Source organism: Thalassospira sp. SN3W (assembly GCF_038070535.1).
Lineage (GTDB): Bacteria > Pseudomonadota > Alphaproteobacteria > Rhodospirillales > Thalassospiraceae > Thalassospira > Thalassospira xiamenensis.
The window spans coordinates 3,848,960-3,865,683 of sequence record NZ_CP121124.1 but is presented as its reverse complement, the minus strand read 5'-3'; the positions used below and the strand labels follow the sequence as shown (position 1 = coordinate 3,865,683).

The 16,724-nt window shown below is 56.5% G+C and carries 22 protein-coding genes; 11 read left to right on the top strand and 11 right to left on the bottom strand.

What is annotated here, in order from left to right:
* Window positions 1–2 precede the first annotated feature (2 nt).
* From P8T57_RS17795 to P8T57_RS17785, 3 genes are all read right to left on the bottom strand, one after another.
* Window positions 3–281 (bottom strand): tyrosyl-tRNA synthetase, encoded by a 279-nt coding sequence (locus tag P8T57_RS17795; RefSeq protein WP_341363878.1) that lies wholly within the window; start codon window positions 279–281, stop codon window positions 3–5.
* Window positions 282–642: 361 nt separating this feature from the next.
* Window positions 643–1,164, bottom strand: a complete 522-nt coding sequence (locus P8T57_RS17790) for a hypothetical protein (RefSeq protein WP_341363877.1) — start codon at window positions 1,162–1,164, stop codon at window positions 643–645.
* A gap of 84 nt (window positions 1,165–1,248) precedes the next feature.
* Window positions 1,249–1,863, bottom strand: a complete 615-nt coding sequence (locus P8T57_RS17785; protein ID WP_341363876.1) for a hypothetical protein — start codon at window positions 1,861–1,863, stop codon at window positions 1,249–1,251.
* A 474-nt stretch (window positions 1,864–2,337) separates the two neighbouring features.
* Between P8T57_RS17785 and P8T57_RS17780 the strand changes: the two genes are divergently transcribed.
* The 5 genes from P8T57_RS17780 to rpmF all read left to right on the top strand — a co-directional run bounded on the left by P8T57_RS17780 (window position 2,338) and on the right by rpmF (window position 5,542).
* Window positions 2,338–3,048: an alanyl-tRNA editing protein gene (locus P8T57_RS17780; protein WP_341363875.1), complete on the top strand. Its 711-nt coding sequence runs from the start codon at window positions 2,338–2,340 to the stop codon at window positions 3,046–3,048.
* A gap of 169 nt (window positions 3,049–3,217) precedes the next feature.
* The gene (locus P8T57_RS17775) at window positions 3,218–4,075 is read left to right on the top strand and encodes a sulfurtransferase (protein WP_341363874.1); all 858 of its coding nucleotides are present in this window, start codon (window positions 3,218–3,220) and stop codon (window positions 4,073–4,075) included.
* A 17-nt stretch (window positions 4,076–4,092) separates the two neighbouring features.
* Window positions 4,093–4,650 carry a GNAT family N-acetyltransferase gene (locus tag P8T57_RS17770; protein WP_341363873.1) on the top strand — a complete coding sequence of 186 codons (558 nt, stop codon included), beginning with the start codon at window positions 4,093–4,095 and terminating at the stop codon, window positions 4,648–4,650.
* The gene (locus P8T57_RS17765) at window positions 4,647–5,321 is read left to right on the top strand and encodes a GNAT family N-acetyltransferase (protein WP_007090028.1); all 675 of its coding nucleotides are present in this window, start codon (window positions 4,647–4,649) and stop codon (window positions 5,319–5,321) included. The genes P8T57_RS17770 and P8T57_RS17765 overlap by 4 nt, the downstream gene beginning before the upstream one ends.
* Before the next feature lie 41 nt (window positions 5,322–5,362).
* Window positions 5,363–5,542 (top strand): 50S ribosomal protein L32, encoded by a 180-nt coding sequence (rpmF, locus tag P8T57_RS17760; protein ID WP_007090029.1) that lies wholly within the window; start codon window positions 5,363–5,365, stop codon window positions 5,540–5,542.
* A 119-nt stretch (window positions 5,543–5,661) separates the two neighbouring features.
* Here the strand turns inward: rpmF and P8T57_RS17755 are convergent, their stop codons facing one another.
* Window positions 5,662–6,618 (bottom strand): threonine/serine dehydratase, encoded by a 957-nt coding sequence (locus tag P8T57_RS17755; RefSeq protein WP_341363872.1) that lies wholly within the window; start codon window positions 6,616–6,618, stop codon window positions 5,662–5,664.
* A 233-nt stretch (window positions 6,619–6,851) separates the two neighbouring features.
* Here P8T57_RS17755 and metC point away from each other — a divergent pair, with 233 nt between their 5' ends.
* Window positions 6,852–8,036 carry a cystathionine beta-lyase gene (gene metC, locus P8T57_RS17750; protein ID WP_341363871.1) on the top strand — a complete coding sequence of 395 codons (1,185 nt, stop codon included), beginning with the start codon at window positions 6,852–6,854 and terminating at the stop codon, window positions 8,034–8,036.
* Window positions 8,037–8,101: 65 nt separating this feature from the next.
* Here metC and P8T57_RS17745 read toward each other — a convergent pair whose 3' ends face one another.
* The 7 genes from P8T57_RS17745 to P8T57_RS17715 all read right to left on the bottom strand — a co-directional run bounded on the left by P8T57_RS17745 (window position 8,102) and on the right by P8T57_RS17715 (window position 12,557).
* Window positions 8,102–8,611 carry a DUF3429 domain-containing protein gene (locus P8T57_RS17745; RefSeq protein WP_341363870.1) on the bottom strand — a complete coding sequence of 170 codons (510 nt, stop codon included), beginning with the start codon at window positions 8,609–8,611 and terminating at the stop codon, window positions 8,102–8,104.
* 61 nt (window positions 8,612–8,672) lie between these two features.
* Window positions 8,673–9,014, bottom strand: a complete 342-nt coding sequence (locus P8T57_RS17740) for a metal ABC transporter permease (protein ID WP_341363869.1) — start codon at window positions 9,012–9,014, stop codon at window positions 8,673–8,675.
* Entirely contained in the window at window positions 8,923–9,273 is a 351-nt protein-coding gene (locus tag P8T57_RS17735) for a type II toxin-antitoxin system HicB family antitoxin (protein WP_037992300.1), read from the bottom strand. Before P8T57_RS17735 ends, P8T57_RS17740 begins: the two co-directional genes overlap by 92 nt.
* A gap of 100 nt (window positions 9,274–9,373) precedes the next feature.
* The gene (locus P8T57_RS17730) at window positions 9,374–10,375 is read right to left on the bottom strand and encodes a homoserine dehydrogenase (RefSeq protein ID WP_341363868.1); all 1,002 of its coding nucleotides are present in this window, start codon (window positions 10,373–10,375) and stop codon (window positions 9,374–9,376) included.
* Between the two features lie 58 nt (window positions 10,376–10,433).
* On the bottom strand, window positions 10,434–11,237 hold the full coding sequence (locus tag P8T57_RS17725; protein WP_341363867.1) for a metal ABC transporter permease: 804 nt from the start codon (window positions 11,235–11,237) through the stop codon (window positions 10,434–10,436).
* Window positions 11,234–12,100 carry a zinc ABC transporter ATP-binding protein ZnuC gene (gene znuC / locus P8T57_RS17720; protein ID WP_341363866.1) on the bottom strand — a complete coding sequence of 289 codons (867 nt, stop codon included), beginning with the start codon at window positions 12,098–12,100 and terminating at the stop codon, window positions 11,234–11,236. The genes P8T57_RS17725 and znuC overlap by 4 nt, the downstream gene beginning before the upstream one ends.
* The gene (locus P8T57_RS17715; RefSeq protein WP_051682109.1) at window positions 12,081–12,557 is read right to left on the bottom strand and encodes a Fur family transcriptional regulator; all 477 of its coding nucleotides are present in this window, start codon (window positions 12,555–12,557) and stop codon (window positions 12,081–12,083) included. Before P8T57_RS17715 ends, znuC begins: the two co-directional genes overlap by 20 nt.
* 134 nt (window positions 12,558–12,691) lie before the next feature.
* On the opposite strand from P8T57_RS17715, the gene hisI reads away from it, so the two are divergent.
* From hisI to P8T57_RS17690, 5 genes are all read left to right on the top strand, one after another.
* On the top strand, window positions 12,692–13,111 hold the full coding sequence (hisI, locus tag P8T57_RS17710; protein ID WP_341363865.1) for a phosphoribosyl-AMP cyclohydrolase: 420 nt from the start codon (window positions 12,692–12,694) through the stop codon (window positions 13,109–13,111).
* Between the two features lie 9 nt (window positions 13,112–13,120).
* Window positions 13,121–14,224 (top strand): GTP-binding protein, encoded by a 1,104-nt coding sequence (locus P8T57_RS17705; RefSeq protein WP_341363864.1) that lies wholly within the window; start codon window positions 13,121–13,123, stop codon window positions 14,222–14,224.
* Between the two features lie 312 nt (window positions 14,225–14,536).
* Window positions 14,537–15,367, top strand: a complete 831-nt coding sequence (locus P8T57_RS17700; RefSeq protein ID WP_114094366.1) for an aldo/keto reductase — start codon at window positions 14,537–14,539, stop codon at window positions 15,365–15,367.
* Between the two features lie 286 nt (window positions 15,368–15,653).
* On the top strand, window positions 15,654–16,292 hold the full coding sequence (locus tag P8T57_RS17695) for a YitT family protein (RefSeq protein ID WP_341363863.1): 639 nt from the start codon (window positions 15,654–15,656) through the stop codon (window positions 16,290–16,292).
* A gap of 176 nt (window positions 16,293–16,468) precedes the next feature.
* Window positions 16,469–16,717 carry a type II toxin-antitoxin system RelE/ParE family toxin gene (locus P8T57_RS17690; RefSeq protein WP_341363862.1) on the top strand — a complete coding sequence of 83 codons (249 nt, stop codon included), beginning with the start codon at window positions 16,469–16,471 and terminating at the stop codon, window positions 16,715–16,717.
* The last annotated feature ends 7 nt before the right edge of the window (window positions 16,718–16,724 follow it).

The following is a 16,724-nucleotide window of genomic DNA, read 5'->3' as shown; positions in this document are numbered from 1 at the left end:
AATCACTCTGCACGACGGATCAGCATCGTTCTTTGACCGCCAACGGTAAGGCGCAATACTTCGCCATCATCAAATGCGTAACTAAGGATATGATGATCAGGATCCACAATCTGTTTGTCCTCGATCATGACAGCACCATTTGCGACCAGCGCGCTCGCTGCCGCAATGGTATCGGCAAACCCCGCCATCAGAATAAGCGGCACCACCCCGATCCCGTCTTTCAGGGCATTGGACGTGAAATCAAGTGTCGGCATGCGATCCGCAAGGGAGATATGGGTCATTTTCCGGTTTCCTTGTTGGTGGGGCCACCTCGGGCAAACCGGTTTATGGAAAAAACAAAGGCCGCCCTGGGGCAGCCGGTCTTGGTTTAATTTACAAACACATCAACAGGCGCCGCGCTATGTGCACGACGTAAAATAGGCGTTCTGATGTGTAACAATGTTTTCCATCTTTAAATCATTACGTACCTTATGCTGTCAGGTCAAGCCTGATTGCAGCAGCTTTGTCCGCCCGAATGCCAACCGGCAGATGCAGTTGCTGTGAACAGCCCACCGGGGCACCAGTTCAATGCTGCACACAGCAAAACACCCGCCCCGGCAAAGCCGTTAGGCGGGTGTTGTTGATCAGCCGGATAATGGCGGTTTATCCCACCACCCGGTACCGGGCGTGTGGGGCGGGGATTGCCGTAATCGACGGATCGATCTTCGGCAAAACCCCGCCTTCCTCCGCGCCTGTATATTCTGTCAAATCCTCGTTTTTGGCGTCGGTATCGTTCATCGCCATCATGCGCGCGCTTTCAAAAAAGCGAAGGCCGCGCTTTTCAAGAACATAAAGCGTTTCCGCCCCCCACGGCCCGGACCAGACCAGCCCCGAAAGCGTTTCCATTTCGCGTTCGATCCGGGTCGGTGAAATCGGCCGACCAAGGCATGTGGTCAGCAAAAACGAAAGTTCGGCTGCCGTAACGCCATCTTCGCAGCATTCCTCGGCCAGAACCGCCATCACCGCCATGGTCACAACCCGAAGAGAAACCTTGCCGGTTTCGATCCCCGGAAAGCGGCTTTGCTGCAGGGTGACGATATCATTGGCGATGCGATCAACGCCCCCACGGATCACATATCGACCGCGCCAGACCCTGCAGCTTGTCCGTACTTCCCATTCCCGCATTTTGTCCCCGCCTGTTTTCTTGTCCCACGTCAAGAATGATACATTATAGATACATAACGTCAACCACTTTATCGGTTTTTTGTATCATTTAATACAAGCGTCACGAAACCATTGATATCCGGTCCCGGTGGCGGAAAATCCCCCATCCCCGTCAACCGGTTCGATATAGCCCCGCGTGATTGCGCTATGAAAATCACGCCCGAAATTCCGGGGCATGCGCAAATGTTCCTGCCGTTTCAGGAGCCTGCGAATATCGTCGCGCGTCACAAAGCTGCGCCCGTCGCGATAATGCAGCCAGATCGCCGCAATCAGGATCGTTTCGGCAAAACCGCGCGGCTGAAGGCGCGCAATCAGATCGCCCAGATTGCCGATATATCCAATCAGGAAGTTCGCAGGATCAATCGCATCCGCAGTACCTTCGCCAAGCAGACCGGCCCCACCGAAATCGCGCCCTGTCGCCTGCGCGGCCACCTGCCCCGGTATGTTTTCCGGTCCAGATTCAGCCTCGCCCGCAATAGCCGACCGGGCCGGAGAAAGAGCCGGGCCGGATCGATCCGACCGCGCCGTTACAGGGAATTGCCCACCAGCAGGCATCTCCCGCAAAGAGCCACCAGGCCCGAATGACGAAGATGGCGCAGACGGAGATGATGCCGCAGGTGACATGGAAGAGGACGTGGCAGCCGACATGGCAGGCGACATCGAAGCCCCCGAAGGAGCCCCCGCCCCATGATCAACCGCACCGCCCCTTGCGCCGCACCCGCCCGCAAACTGGTCGGAGAACCAAACAGGGCTGCCATCACCAAAGGCAGGCGCGCAGGCGGGATCGCACATTCGAGATCCACCGGCCCAAAATCACCTTCGCCCGTCAGTTTGACATGAATAACAGCAGCCAAGTTTCTTTCACCCCCAATTTGGCCAAGGGGATAACATACATTTCGTATGATTATCAACATCAATTCCAAAAATATGTATCAATATATACACAATCTAAATTCCAAAAACTCCTCGACAAACCAAGCCTTCCGGCAGCACCATGATTTCACTGCAAGATTTCAGACCGGACCATCACCGCGATGCTGCCCAGCCCCACAAAAGGCACATCTGCCGCCTCCCCGATTTAGGCGGCCAACTGACGGTCACGCGATCTGATCGCCACCAAGTATGGAGGAGTCTGTGACCCGCCTTTTATTTCGTGAAGACGCCTATCGCCGGAACTGTGACGCCAAAGTCATCTCGATCTCGGACCGCGGCATTGAACTGGACCAAACCGTGTTTTACGCCACCGCCGGCGGCCAGACCGGCGATGTCGGGATTTTCAAAACCGCCGATGGCCGTGAAATGCCGGTCGCAACCACGATCAAGGACCGCGACAGCGGCAAAGTCCTGCATATCATCGCCGATGGTCACGACCTGCCAGCAATCGGCGATACCATCACGGCCGAACTGGATTGGGAAACCCGCCACCGCCTGATGCGCTTTCACACCTGCCTGCATTTGCTCTGTGCGATTGTCGAAGGCGACGTCACCGGCGGCAATATCGCCGCCCACAAGGCGCGGCTTGATTTCAACCTGCCCGACGAAGCGCCTGACAAGGATGAGCTGACCACAAGACTGAACGAGCTGATCGCAAGCAATGCCGAGGTTTATGACGGTGAAATCAGCGTGGCCGAGCTTAAAGCCAACCCCGAACTGGTCCGCACCATGTCGGTGCAACCGCCGATGGATGGCAACAGCATCCGCACCGTCACGATCGAGGGGATCGATTATCAGCCCTGCGGCGGAACGCATGTCAAAAGTACTGCTGAAATCGGCAGGGTTCTGGTTGCCAAGATCGAAAAGAAAGGCCGCCAGAACCGCCGCATCAATATCGTCTTTGATGAATGAATTCCCCGGAAACGCGCAATCGGCATATCCACAAATCAAGTCGGGATATTGCCATGCGCTTTCAGGACGGATAGAAATTAAAACAAGAAACATTTGAGTTTGAAGATACAGATCTGCGGAAACGCCCCGGATCGCGCAATACCCACCATTGCAAACCGGAGTCTCTTTGATGACCAACCCAACTTCCGACGCACTGGTCTCCACCCAGTGGCTTGCGGATCACCTTGATGCACCCGACGTTCGCGTCGTCGATGCCAGCTGGTACATGCCCGCCCAGAACATAAATGCGCGCGAGATTTATAACGCGCAGCATATTCCGGGCGCGGTATTCTTCGATATTGACGAAATCGCCGCCGACGATAGCGCGCCGCTTCCCCACATGATGCCCGACGCAATCAAATTTTCGGCCAAGGTCCGCAAGCTTGGCCTTGGCGACGGTGTGCGCATCGTGGTCTACGGCCAGACGGGGTCCGCCCTTGCCGCCTGCCGGGTATGGTGGATGCTGCGCCATTTCGGGCATCACGATGTCGCCGTGCTTGATGGCGGCCTGCCGAAATGGCTGGCGGAAAACCGCCCGGTGACCGATGCACCAACCCCGCCGCGCGAACGCCATTTCACCGCGCGCGCCAACAGCTTCCTTTTGCGCGAATATGATCAGGTGCTGGCAAACGTCAAAAGCAAACGCGAACAGCTGGTCGATGCCCGCGCAACCGAACGCTTCACCGGCGATGCCGACGAACCCTGGGGCAAGGCTGGCCATGTCCCGGGCTCCCGGAATCTGCCATTTGACAGACTCCTGAATGCTGACGGCACCTTCAAGGATGCCGATGCCATTCGCACCGCTTTCCAAGATGCAGGCGTCAATCTGGATAAATCGGTCGTTGCCTCCTGCGGCTCGGGCGTGACCGCCTGCGTGCTTGCCCTTGGTGCCTATATTGCGGGCAAAAAGGAAGTCGCGGTTTATGACGGCTCCTGGGCCGAATGGGCAAGCACCGAAGGAAGTCCGGTCGACAAAGGCCCGGCATAATACGGCGCACAAAAGATATGAAAACGCCCGGCTCCCCTACCCTGTCCCCCGCCGATGCCGCCCGATATGACGCGGTCGGCACAGGTGACAAAGCCAAGGATCCGGGCGTTTTTCTTGAAAGACTGCAATCACCGACCACCCACGACATCGCCGCCATCGGCGACCTTTGGCATAAATCCGGGCTGACCGGACCGGACCACGATGCCGGTCGTGACCTCGCCACATGTCTGAATTCCGGGCGCGGCAGCGTGATTTTGGCGCGAACGGCAAAAGACGCTACAATCATCGGCACAATCATGGCCGGTCATGACGGTGAAAGTGGCTGGGTTCATTATCTTGCCGTATCGCACGATGCGCGCGGCACCGGCCTTGGATCGGGTCTTCTGGCCCTGGCCGAGGATATCCTTGCCGCCACCGGCCTTGCTGTAAACAAGGTCACCGTCACAGACCCGGCAGTGCATGATTTTTATCGCAAGCTCGGTTATGAAATTGTCGAAACCGCCCCACACACCAAACCGCAAACACCTGAAATCAGAAATGATTTAGTGGTCATGCGAAAAAGGCTGAAGTCATGAGTGCATCCAACCCGCGCAAGCTGGAAGTCGTCATCACCTTCCTTGAAATGCTTGATCCGCCAGATCGCCCTGCGGCAACCATCCCGCCGGGCAAGGTCGCCATCGTGCGCGCCGAAAACCCCACCCTGTCCTTTTATCGCTACCTTTATGATACGGTCGGCGAACCGTGGCTGTGGTGGTTCCGCCGCCTGATGGGTGATGACGAACTTGCCGAAATTCTGGCCCGCCCCGAAACCCACGTTTACGTTTTATATGTCGGCGGCGTCCCGGCCGGGTTTGCCGAACTTGACCTGACCGATCTTGAAGAAAACGGCGTGATCGACCTGCATTATATGGGCCTGATCCCCGATTTCATCGGCAAGGGGTATGGCAAATACCTTCTGAACTGGGCGATTGACACCGCCTGGGGCCTTAAACCGCAACGCATAACAGTCAATACATGTTCGCTCGATCATCCAAGTGCTTTGGGGGCTTACCAGAAGGCAGGCTTTGGTGTATACGACCAGCGAACAGATATTGTTGACGATCCGCGTGATACCGGCCTGATCCCGGCCATCGACCATCATGTTGATCATGATGCCGGTGCCGATCACGGCAAAAAAGCCGAAAGGTCGCAGGAAAATGAAAATTCCGGCACTTTGATCGTTGACTTTCCCGACCGCGCACGTTAACAAGCGCGCCTGAGTTTACCCAAGCCAGAGGATGATGACCCATGGCAGTGCCAAAGAAAAAAGTGACCAAGTCCCGTCAGGGCATGCGTCGCTCGCATGACAAGCTCGCCAAGGGCTCGTACCGCGAAGACAAAGAAACCGGCGAACTGCATCGCCCGCACCACATTGATCCGAACACCGGTATGTACCGTGGTCGTCAGGTGGTAGAGCCGAAGATGTAATTCCGCACCGGAGGGCTTTGGCGGTTTGCGACGCTACAAGTTTCCACGCCATCCGTTTTTCGGATGGCGTTTGGTTTAAAAAAGGACGAAGCCCAGCGGTTTCGTCCTTTTTTATTTGATCACGCCATCCCGTCCGAACCGGTACCGCAAATCACGACCCCGACCTTGCCGGGGTTTTCAATACCCAGCCGGTCAGATGCCACTGCCGCAATCCCGGCAGCCGCCGAAAGCTCAACCGCAATTCCCAATTCCCGCCAAAGCCAGCGCGCCGCATCGCGCATTTCATCATCGCTGACCAGAACGATCCGGTCGACATTCCTGCCAATCAGATCAACATTCAACGCCGATGACTGACGCGGCGCCAGACTGGTGGCCGCTGTATTCACACTTGGCAATGTCGCGACCTCGTTATGCTTGAGGCTCTCGAACAAGGTCGGTGCCCCGGTCGGCTCGACGCCGATCACCCGGATCGATGGCCGCAAAAGCTTGGCCGCCGTCGCCACCCCTGAAATCAGCCCGCCACCGCCAATCGCCACCACCAGCGTATCAAGGTCGGCCTGCTGTTCAAGCATCTCAAGCGCAATTGTGCCCTGCCCTGCAATCACCTTGGGGTCGGCAAAGGGATGGATATAGGCCATGCCGCTTTCACGCGCATGATCCATCGCCGCCCGGTTGGCATCATCCCAGACCGCACCGATCAGGACCACATCAACACCCTGCTTGCGCAGTTTTTCGACCTTGGGCTTTGGTGTATTGGTTGGCAGGAATATCTTGACCGGAACCCCCAGCACACGGGCCGCGTTGATCACCCCCATGCCATGATTGCCACCCGATGCGGTACAAAGGCCCACGGCGCGTTTGTCTTCGTCAAGGGCAAGGGCGGCATTCATCGCGCCGCGTGCCTTGAACGAACCCGATATCTGCATGTTTTCAAGCTTCAGATACAAATCCGGAATATGATCCCGGTCGGGGAAAACCGACTTGTCGCCATAAATACCGGCGGCAAATACCGGCGTCAGGCGCATGTGATCGGAAATGGCACGACGCGCGGCGCGAAAATCCTGAAGTTCAAGCACGGGGCCTCCTGCAAGTCGGATAGTGTTAAACGGGTTTTACCTGTTGTAACGCGGCCCGGAACCGGACGCGAGGCATAAGGCTTGAAATATCGCAAAATGCCGGTTTCACAACTCTTTGCGGTGAAAAAACCTTGAACCCGATGATCTGAAATGCTTTGAGTTATAGAAGAAATTCAAGGCCCCGCGCGTCGTCGCATCGTCACCCCCGACGCATCCAAGGAGAAAAGCCACCCATGTCAGGTCACCGCCCCCAAAAGCCCGCAACCCAACTGGTCCATGCCGGTCGCCGATCCAGCGAATATCACGGCGTGGTCAACCCGCCGGTTCTTCATGCATCGACCATCCTGTTTGAAAGCCTGGCCGACCTTGAAAAGGCCGGCTCATCCGCACCGGGCAAGGTGACCTATGGGCGGCACGGAACCCCGACACGCTTCCTGCTTGAAGAAGCGGTTGCCGAGCTTGAAGGCGGCTTTGGCACCCTATGCGTATCGTCCGGGGTGGCCGCAATCACCAATGCGATCCTCGCCTTTGTCAAACCGGGCGATCATATTCTGGTCACCGACAGCACCTATTACCCGACGCGCAATCTGTGCAACACGTTTCTGAAACGTTTTGGCGTTGAAACCGAATATTACGATCCGACCATCGGCGGCGATATCGCGGGACTTATTCGTGACAATACCGCGCTTGTCTGGTGCGAAAGCCCGGGATCTCTAACCTTCGAAATGCAGGATATCCCGGCGATTTCGGCGGCGGCCCATGCGCGCAACGTCAAGGTATTGCTCGATAACACCTGGGCATCGCCACTTTTGTGCCGCCCGTTTGATATGGGGGTTGATGTATCGGTGCAGGCTGGCACAAAATACATCGTCGGTCATTCCGACGTCATGCTGGGCACGATCACCACCGCCACCGAAGAAGACCTTCTGACGATTAAAAAACAGATCATCATATCGGGCGATGCGGTTGGTCCCGATGATTGCTATCTGGCACAACGCGGGCTTCGCACCCTTGGCGTGCGCCTGCGCCAGCATCATGAAAGCGGCCTGAAAGTCGCCCAATGGCTGCAAACCCGCTCTGAAGTCAAACGTGTCCTGCACCCGGCCCTGCCCGATGATCCGGGCCATGCCATCTGGAAACGCGACTTCACCGGCGCATCGGGCCTGTTTTCCTTTATCCTGAAACCGGTCACAAAGCCGCAGCTTGCCAATATGGTCGATCATATGGACCTGTTTGGCATGGGATTTAGCTGGGGCGGCTTCGAAAGCCTGATCCTGCCGTCCGATCCGAAAAACATCCGCACCGCGACCAAATGGGACGAAGACGGCCAACTGATCCGCCTTCATGTCGGCCTCGAAGACACCGACGACCTGATCGCCGATCTGGAAGCAGGTCTTGCCCGTCTGGCAAAAGACTAAGATATCCCGCAGTCAAACGCAAAAGGGCGCCAGAATTATTTCGGCGCCCTTTTTGCAGAATCATCCTATACCCACGCAAAAAGCAAAGAGGCCACAACCACCGCCGAAAGAATCACACGCAAATTGCCATACCATTCCGGCAAAGAACCGATCCTGACCATAAACAGATCAACCAGAAGCATTGCGGCAAAACTCGCCGCCAGGATCGGCAGCGCGATAAATCCTGGCATCAGCAACGCACCCCACCCGAATAGCGACGGGGTCACACTGATCGCAAGCGGCACCCACAAGGTTTTATCCTCAAGTCGGCCATGCTCTGGAGATACAATCGCTCTTCCCCAGTGCACACCACCCAAAAAGGAAAGAATCACCGCCCCGTAAGCCATCAACGAAAACTGCGCATAAGACTGATGAGCTGGCGATAAGAACTCGCCCCCAAATGAGAGCACCATGAAAGGTATGGCACCCGTCAACCCGAACCAGCGCGCAGCAGGTGGAATAACCGCAAAAAATCCATCCCTCCTGATCGCGCGAATTGAACCGGGTTGCTGCGGTGAATTGGTTGCGTCTTCCATGACGAGCTCCGTTTGGGCGTAAGATGCTCGTTCTACGTTATTTTATCCCTGACTGATCACCTCAGCACGCCTGGAAACGGCGCAGAATGGGAACCATCATCGCGCTCAGGACAAACAGCCCCGCCGCCGAAATCACGATGCTTGGCCCGGCCGGGCTGTCGATATGCCACGAAAGGCTGATCCCCGCCATGACCGATGCCGCCCCGAACAGGGCCGCACCAATCGCCATCTGTTCGGGTGTTCTGGCAAAAAACCGCGCCCAGGCCGCCGGAATGCTTTGGGCAGCCGCGATTTCCGGCCCGGAACGAATATCAGGCGGTCGAAGGCTCCTTGCGTTTGACCGCCTTTTCGATGATTTCCTCGCTCCACTGGTTAAGGCTTTTACCCGCCAGTTCTGCGGCAATCGCTGCCTTCCGGTGAATATCGGGACTGACCCGCAACATCATCTTGCCGGAATAAGGTTTTTGCGGCGTCTTGCCCGTCTTGGTACAGGTCTCAAGATAATCGTCTACCGCCTCGTAAAAGGCTTCCTTCAAATCCGCAACCGTATCGGCATGAAATCCGACACGATCCCGAATACCGGCAATATGGCCGACGAAAATCTCGTCATCGGAATCAAATTCGACGCGCGCCATATAACCTTTGTAAGTCATTGCATTCATGGCGTTACTCCTGCGCGGATCAGAAAATCACGCATAGGGAAAAACTGCGACCAAGCTTCTTCTGTGCTTGCCCACCATACTATCATGATGTGATAGAAAATTAAGAGGTCTTGGCTTTCAGGATATGCTCAAAATCTTTTAGGGCTGCGGCGGCTGTCGCCAGCGGCTCTTCACCGCATCCGATGGCGATTGTCTCGCCCATGGCATCGGTGATGATCCGGATTGCCTTGTTCTTGCCGCTGACCTGCGCTAGGGGATCGGAATTCGGATAGGCCCTGACACCGACACGCGCAGAAATCGTCCCGTCATCCGCACATTCCAGACTGCCGACAAGTTTGGGAACAAGGCCCTCCGCCCGCCATTCATCAATCCGGTCTGCGGTAACGCCGTGAATGCCCTCGACAACAAGGTCGTCCATCGCAAGCTCCGCCCCCAGCCCAAAATTGGCAAGAAGCAACAGCTTGCATGCCGTGTCCCAGCCTTCGGTATCATTGCGCGTATCAGCCTCGGCAAAGCCGCCTTTTTGCGCCTCTTTCAGGGCAGCGTCAAAGCCAACGCCTTTCGAGATCATCGCATCGAGAAGGAAATTGGTCGTGGCATTCAAAATACCCTCGACACTCAAAACCCGGCAGCCGGTCAGACTATGTTCAACAAGATCAATGGTCGGCAGGGCCGCGGCACTTGCGCCGCTCAGCTTTAAAATGGCCCCCGATGCCTTCGCCAGATCGCGCAATTCCCGCCCGCTATGGACCAGTGCGCCCTTGGAAATCACAATCGTATCGCGTCCAGTCGACAGGGCCGAATGAATATAGGCAAGCCCCGGACCACCCGTGCGAAAATCGCTGGGTCCGGCCTCAATCAGGACATCTGCCCCGGACGTGCTGATAAAGTCCGGCCCGCTCAAGCCCGGTTCCAGCGCATCAAACTGATCGTCATCAAGTCCGTTTGCATCAAACAGGCCCGAACGCGATCCGCACACCGCCACCAGACGAACATCTGCACCGTAAAGACTACGGTAATGCGCCCGCCGTGCCAAAAGCAGATTTGCCGTGGCGCGGCCAACGCCCCCAAAACCCGCAATCGCAACTTTGATCACCCGCATATTGTCCGTCCCTGTTTCATTTAAAACTGCGCGCAATCCAAACAATGCCGATACCGGGTTATCCCCGCAAACGGCGAATCACGGGGGATGCCATCCCGACCAGCAGGAACAACCCCGCCGCCGAAATCACGATGCTTGGCCCAGCCGGGCTATCGACATGCCATGAAAGGCTGATCCCGGCCATGACGGACGCCGCCCCAAACAGGGCCGCACCAATCGCCATTTGCTCAGGCGTTCTGGCAAAGAACCGTGCACTGGCGGCAGGCACAATCAAAAGGGCCGTGATCAGAAGAACCCCGACAATCTTGATCGCCATGCCGATCACAAGCGCCATCAGCAACATGAAAACCAGACGCAGCCGTTCGACCGGAATGCTTTCGGCCGCGGCAATTTCCGGGCTGACGGTAAGCGCGAGTAACGGCCGCCACATCCAGACCAGAACGGCCAACGCCAATCCACCGCCCAGCCCCAAAAGCCAGATATCGGCAACATTGACCGCCAGAATATCGCCAAACAGATAGGCCATCAGGTCAACCGCAATCCCCTGCACAAAGGCAAGGGCGACCATACCAAGGGCCAGCGTCGAATGCGCCAGCATCCCCAGAACCGTATCGCTGCCAAGGCGACTTTGGCGTTGCCCGATGGCAAGGATAAGGGCGGCGGCAAGGCAGGTGGCAATCATCCCGATCCGGACATCCACCCCGACCAGAAGCCCGAGTGCCACACCCAGCAACGCCGAATGTGCCAGCGTATCGCCAAAAAACGCCATCCGCCGCCAGACGATAAACGCCCCGAACGGCCCGCAGACAAATGCCAGCAAAATCCCGCCGATCACCGCACGGGTCAGAAAATCATCCATCATTGCGGCCGCCATATCCGATCTTTTTCGTCGATTTCTTCTTCATGATGATGATGTCCATGCGCGCATCCCGGCCCGTGCACGTGCCCGTTATGGTTATGCCCATGATCATGATGATGATCATGCCCGCCCTCGACAATATGCCCGGCAAGGTCATGTTCGTGATCATGCGCATGGGTATAAATGCCAATCGCATCCGCCGCCTGATTGCCAAACAGGGATCTGTATTCAGGATGCTGACGCACGGTTTCAGGAATGCCCGAACAACAGACATGCCGGTTAAAGCACACCACCTGATCGGTCTTGGCCATCACCAGATGCAGGTCATGCGAAATCATCAGAACCGCACAATTAAGCTCGGCCCGGATATCATCGATCAGGCGGTAAAGCTCCGCCTGCCCGGTCACGTCAACCCCCTGGGTCGGCTCGTCAAGCACCAGCAATTCCGGGCGCAGCAACAAGGTCCGCGCCAACATCACGCGCTGCGTCTCGCCGCCCGAAAGGCTGCTCATCTGAGTATCGATCACGTGGCTGGCACCGACCTGATCCAGAACCTTCTTGCAGTCGCTTCGCGATGCCGACCGGGTGAGTGTCAGGAACCGCTTCACCGTCATCGGCAAAACCTGATCAATCGCAAGCTTTTGCGGCACATAACCAATACGAAGGCCCGGCTTGCGGGTGACTTCGCCCTGATCGGCGTGCTGAAGCCCCAGAAGGGTTTTGACCAATGTTGATTTGCCCGCCCCGTTCGGCCCGATCAGGGTCATGATCTCGCCCGCATTGATCGACAATGTGACGTTATCAAGCACCCGTTCATTGCCAAACGAAAGGATCAACCCCCGCCCTTCAATGAGTGGTGCAGTCATGGCACAGGCCCTTGATTTCAACAGTGGTGGCTTCGATTTTAAATCCGACCTGTCTCGCCGCCTTGCGGACCGCGATGCTCACATCCTCATCCACCGTTTCGGCAACGCGGCCGCATCGGGTGCAAATGAAATACTGCCCCAGATGGTCGCAATCAGGCTGATCACAGCCGAAATAGGCATTAAGCGACTCAATACGATGCACCAGCCCAAGATCAGTCAGGAATTCCAGCGCCCGATAAACCGTGGGCGGCTGCACCCGCTGTCCTTCGGCCTGCAGCGCATCCAGCAGCTCATAGGCCGTCACCGCCTTGTGAGATTGCCAGATCAGGCTGAATACCTTGCGGCGCATATCGGTAAAACGCGCATTTTCCGCCTCGCAGACTTTCTCTGCCTGCGCGATTGCGCTATCGATACATCTGTCGTGATCGTGGCCCTTTTTCGGGAAAAGATCGGTCATGTCGCACATCCGAAGTCACGCCGGGCGATTTGCATTAATCTGCAAAAAGCCATGGCACAGGGTGATATGTTATAATATATCATTTCTTGACGCCACTGCCGCGAAAAGTCAACAACCATCGACCGGAGCCTTCGATGTCCGAGACCACAAAAGCCGCCAATGCCCAGAATGCGAATATTGCCGACAAACTGAAATTCAATGAAAGCGGCCTGATCCCGGCAATCGCCCAGCAGCATGACAGTGGCGAGGTCCTGATGATGGCCTGGATGAACCGCGATGCGGTAATCGAAACGCTTGAAACCGGCCGGGTCTGTTATTACTCGCGCTCGCGCGGCAAGCTCTGGCGCAAGGGTGAAAGCTCCGGCCAGCTACAAAAACTGATCGATTTCCGCTATGACTGCGATCAGGACACGGTTCTGATACTGGTCGATCAGCTTGGCGTTGCCTGCCACACCGGGCGTCGCAACTGTTTCTATTTCGCCGCCCGCGATGGCGAGGAAGTGGTGATTTCCCAACCCGAAATCGCCGTCGAAGACCTTTACGGCAAAAAGTAAGCATCAGACATGGCAATTTCCGACGAACAGTTTGACCGCGTTGCCACCACCGTTATCACGGGCTTCCTTGGCAGTGGCAAGACAACCCTTCTCAATGCCCTTCTGGCACAGGACGGCATGGCAAAGACCGCCGTTCTGATCAATGAATTTGGCGAAATCGGGCTTGATCACCTTCTGGTGCGCGAGGTGTCCGAGGATGTCGTGCTGCTGAATTCCGGCTGCATCTGCTGTTCGGTGCGCGGCGATCTGATTTCGGGCTTGCGTGATCTGTTTGTCAAACGCACCCGTGGCGAGGTACCGGAATTCGACCGGGTCATCATTGAAACCACAGGTCTGGCCGACCCCGCCCCGATCCTGCATACCCTGATGACCGATCCGCTGCTCACGGCCAAATTCCGCCTTGATAGTGTGGTCACCACCGTCGATGCCCTGCATGGCGCGGGGCAGCTTGATGACCATCCCGAAAGTGTCAAACAGGCCGCCGTTGCCGACCGCATCCTGATCACCAAATCCGATCTGGCCGATGCCGAAACGCGCGAACGCCTTGAAACCCGCCTGCGCCAACTTAACCCGGCCGCCCCGATCCATGCCGTCACCATGGGTGATATTGACCCGGCCAAGCTGTTCAATGCCGGGCTGTATGACCCGGCGACCAAAAGCATGGATGTGCAGAAATGGCTGCGCGACGAGGCGTATGAACAGCACGGCGACGATCACCACGATCACCACGATCATCACGATCATGATCACCACCACCATTCCCATGCGCATGACGTCAACCGGCATGACGACCATATCCGGTCCTTCTGCATCACCTTTGACGAACCGCTGCATTGGGATGCGTTTGTCACCTGGGCGGAAATCTTCACCCAGATGCGCGGCGAAAGCCTTTTGCGCGTCAAGGGCATCCTGAACCTTGTCGGTGAAAGCAACCCGGTCGCGATCCATGCCGTGCAGCATGTTTTTCATCCACCCGCCACCCTGCCCGCATGGCCTGATGAGGATCGCCGATCAAAAATCGTCTTCATCACCAAGGATCTCGGCCCGCAGGTGATCCGGGAATCGCTCTATCACCTGAATGCCGCCGTCTCGGGAACGACTGAGAATACCTGAAATCTTTCGGCATTTGAGCCACATCAAGGCATTCAACCCGAAATTGGATCAGATTGGGTCTTGGCTTGATACAGCCTCACTCTAAGTCCTGAACTTCGGGCGATCCCACATGTGGTGATCGCCCTTTTTCTTGCCGTTTTTCATCGGCATTCTATCCCCTCGCCAAACCGAAGGACAGCATCCACCATCCAACCGTACAGGTTGCGCTGCTGTTGCGCTGCACTAAATCTGGCGCAGGTTGGCAAAGCTGTCCTCAGTTTTCCGAAACTCTCAAAACAATCAATCAAATCAAATCGAAGGGGGTAGAACATCATGATTTTCCGGAACTGGCAGGGTACGAAAATCCCCGCACTTGGCTTTGGAACATACGAGCTCGATAACGCAAGTGCTGAACATATGGTGGCCGAAGCCGCCAAGATCGGTTACCGCCATTTCGATACCGCCCAGATGTATCATAACGAGGAAGGGGTTGGTCGCGGGCTCAAGGCATCCGGCCTTTCACGTGATGACTACTTCCTCACCACCAAAATCTGGCCCGACAATTTCCAAAGCGGCGATCTGCAAACCTCCGTGGTCGAAAGCCTGCGCAAGCTTGATCTCGACCATGTCGATCTTTTGCTGCTCCATTGGCCCAATGATGACATTCCGCTGCGCGAAACCATCGCAGCACTGAACGAGGTCAAAAACCTCGGCATGACGCACCTGATCGGGATTTCCAATTTCCCGACCGCCCTGATCGAACGCGCCGTCGGCCACAGTGATTTTCCCCTTGCCGTCAATCAGGTCGAATATCACCCCTATCTTGACCAGTCCAAGGTGCTTGAATGCCTGCGCAGCCATGACATGCTGCTAACCGCCTATTGCCCGCTGGCACGTGCCAAGGTGATGAATGATGAAACGCTGGTTGCCATCGGCAAGGCCTATGGCAAATCACCGGCACAGGTCACCTTGCGCTGGCTGCTGCAACAGGATGGCGTCATGGCGATCCCTAAATCCGGCTCGCCCAAAAACGCCAAGGCCAATTTCGATATCTTTGATTTCGAACTCTCGGATTCCGACATGGCCGACATCCACGAACTCGCCCGGCCCGACGGCCGCCTGATCGATCCCGATTTCGCCCCCGAATGGGATCAGGCCGCCTGAACCAGCGGCACCGCCCACCCCCGTCATTCCCGCGAAAGCGGGAATCCAGCCAGCGGTAAAGAAATGAATTCCGGGTCTGCGCTTCGCTCCGCCCGGAATGACGGAAAAGAACAAAACCACGCATAAAACCATCAAGACCGGCCCCCGACAGGCCGGTCTTTTGCGTTAAATCCCCCCGCCCTGCCAAAAACCGCCGAATTTCCCCCGGTCGCCACCCCCGGCTTGTTTCGCACATGCGAAAAGCGTAATTTGATAGCCTGTTCAATCCGTAACCGGCGATTCCTTCATGACCAGCACCACAACCCACACCGCCGAAACCACCAAACCCGATCTCGGCCATCGCCTGTACGAAGATGTGCTGGCGCTTCTGCTTGGCACCATGGTCGTATCGCTTGGGGTGATGCTCTATAGCGAAAGCGTGCTGGTCACCGGCAGCACGGCGGGCGCGGCCCTTCTGATCGAACATGCCACCGGCCTTGGCTTTGGCGTGATCTTCTTTGCGATCAATCTGCCGTTTTACGGGCTGGCGTTTAAACGCATGGGGCTTGCTTTCACCATCAAGACCTTCATCGCGGTCGGGCTTGTCTCGCTGTTTTCAAAACTGATGCCGGTGTGGATCGATTTCTCGATGCTCAACCCGATCTTCGCCGCGATTTCTGGCGGTGCGCTGATGGGGATCGGCCTTCTGATGCTGTTTCGCCATCGCGCGGGGCTCGGCGGGATCAATATCCTCGCCCTGTTCCTGCAGGAACATTTCGGCATCCGCGCAGGTTATTTCCAGCTCGCCGTCGATCTGGTCATCCTCGCCTGCGCCTTCCTGACCCTGCCCTTTGACAAGGTCCTGCTCTCGATCCTCGGCGCTGTCGTGCTCAACCTGATCATAGCCCTTAACCACCGCCCGGGCCGCTACCTCGCTGCGAGATAACCCGTCCAAACGCTGTATTACTGATATTTCCGCCAAGCATCAAAGTAGCTTTGCTGGTTTTGGGCTTCTTGGCCATCGCACTGACAGATCAAACAAAAAGTTTTGTTTTGTTCGATTTTTATTTGCCGAATACAAAACTATTAGTTATATATAGTTGCATCAAAACAAGGCGGACGATGCTGAAAATCGAAATCAAAAAGCAGGCAAGCAAAGAGCTGAAACGCATTCAGCCAAAGACGCGCCAGCGCATCCTTGACGCGATTGAAAAGCTGGCACAAAACCCCGCCCGCACGGATCTCGATATCAAACCCCTGACCGGTAGCAACTACCACCGGATGCGGGTTGGCGAATACCGGGTGATCTTTGATCAGGATGGCGTGATCCTGAATATCGAACGCATCGCGCCACGGGGTTCGGTCTACTAGACCGGCC

Excerpts from the sequence above, each read along its gene's own strand:
- P8T57_RS17700 (WP_114094366.1), top strand. The coding sequence starts at position 14,537 with ATGATTTTCCGGAACTGGCAGGGTACGAAAATCCCCGCACTTGGCTTT.
- znuC (WP_341363866.1), bottom strand. The coding sequence starts at position 12,100 with ATGACTGCACCACTCATTGAAGGGCGGGGGTTGATCCTTTCGTTTGGC.
- P8T57_RS17785 (WP_341363876.1), bottom strand. The coding sequence starts at position 1,863 with ATGTCGCCTGCCATGTCGGCTGCCACGTCCTCTTCCATGTCACCTGCG.
- P8T57_RS17735 (WP_037992300.1), bottom strand. The coding sequence starts at position 9,273 with ATGAATGCAATGACTTACAAAGGTTATATGGCGCGCGTCGAATTTGAT.
- P8T57_RS17725 (WP_341363867.1), bottom strand. The coding sequence starts at position 11,237 with ATGATGGATGATTTTCTGACCCGTGCGGTGATCGGCGGGATTTTGCTG.
- P8T57_RS17730 (WP_341363868.1), bottom strand. The coding sequence starts at position 10,375 with ATGCGGGTGATCAAAGTTGCGATTGCGGGTTTTGGGGGCGTTGGCCGC.
- P8T57_RS17690 (WP_341363862.1), top strand. The coding sequence starts at position 16,469 with ATGCTGAAAATCGAAATCAAAAAGCAGGCAAGCAAAGAGCTGAAACGC.
- P8T57_RS17745 (WP_341363870.1), bottom strand. The coding sequence starts at position 8,611 with ATGGAAGACGCAACCAATTCACCGCAGCAACCCGGTTCAATTCGCGCG.
- P8T57_RS17705 (WP_341363864.1), top strand. The coding sequence starts at position 13,121 with ATGGCAATTTCCGACGAACAGTTTGACCGCGTTGCCACCACCGTTATC.
- P8T57_RS17695 (WP_341363863.1), top strand. The coding sequence starts at position 15,654 with ATGACCAGCACCACAACCCACACCGCCGAAACCACCAAACCCGATCTC.
- metC (WP_341363871.1), top strand. The coding sequence starts at position 6,852 with ATGTCAGGTCACCGCCCCCAAAAGCCCGCAACCCAACTGGTCCATGCC.
- hisI (WP_341363865.1), top strand. The coding sequence starts at position 12,692 with ATGTCCGAGACCACAAAAGCCGCCAATGCCCAGAATGCGAATATTGCC.
- P8T57_RS17775 (WP_341363874.1), top strand. The coding sequence starts at position 3,218 with ATGACCAACCCAACTTCCGACGCACTGGTCTCCACCCAGTGGCTTGCG.
- P8T57_RS17715 (WP_051682109.1), bottom strand. The coding sequence starts at position 12,557 with ATGACCGATCTTTTCCCGAAAAAGGGCCACGATCACGACAGATGTATC.
- rpmF (WP_007090029.1), top strand. The coding sequence starts at position 5,363 with ATGGCAGTGCCAAAGAAAAAAGTGACCAAGTCCCGTCAGGGCATGCGT.
- P8T57_RS17795 (WP_341363878.1), bottom strand. The coding sequence starts at position 281 with ATGACCCATATCTCCCTTGCGGATCGCATGCCGACACTTGATTTCACG.
- P8T57_RS17765 (WP_007090028.1), top strand. The coding sequence starts at position 4,647 with ATGAGTGCATCCAACCCGCGCAAGCTGGAAGTCGTCATCACCTTCCTT.
- P8T57_RS17770 (WP_341363873.1), top strand. The coding sequence starts at position 4,093 with ATGAAAACGCCCGGCTCCCCTACCCTGTCCCCCGCCGATGCCGCCCGA.
- P8T57_RS17790 (WP_341363877.1), bottom strand. The coding sequence starts at position 1,164 with ATGCGGGAATGGGAAGTACGGACAAGCTGCAGGGTCTGGCGCGGTCGA.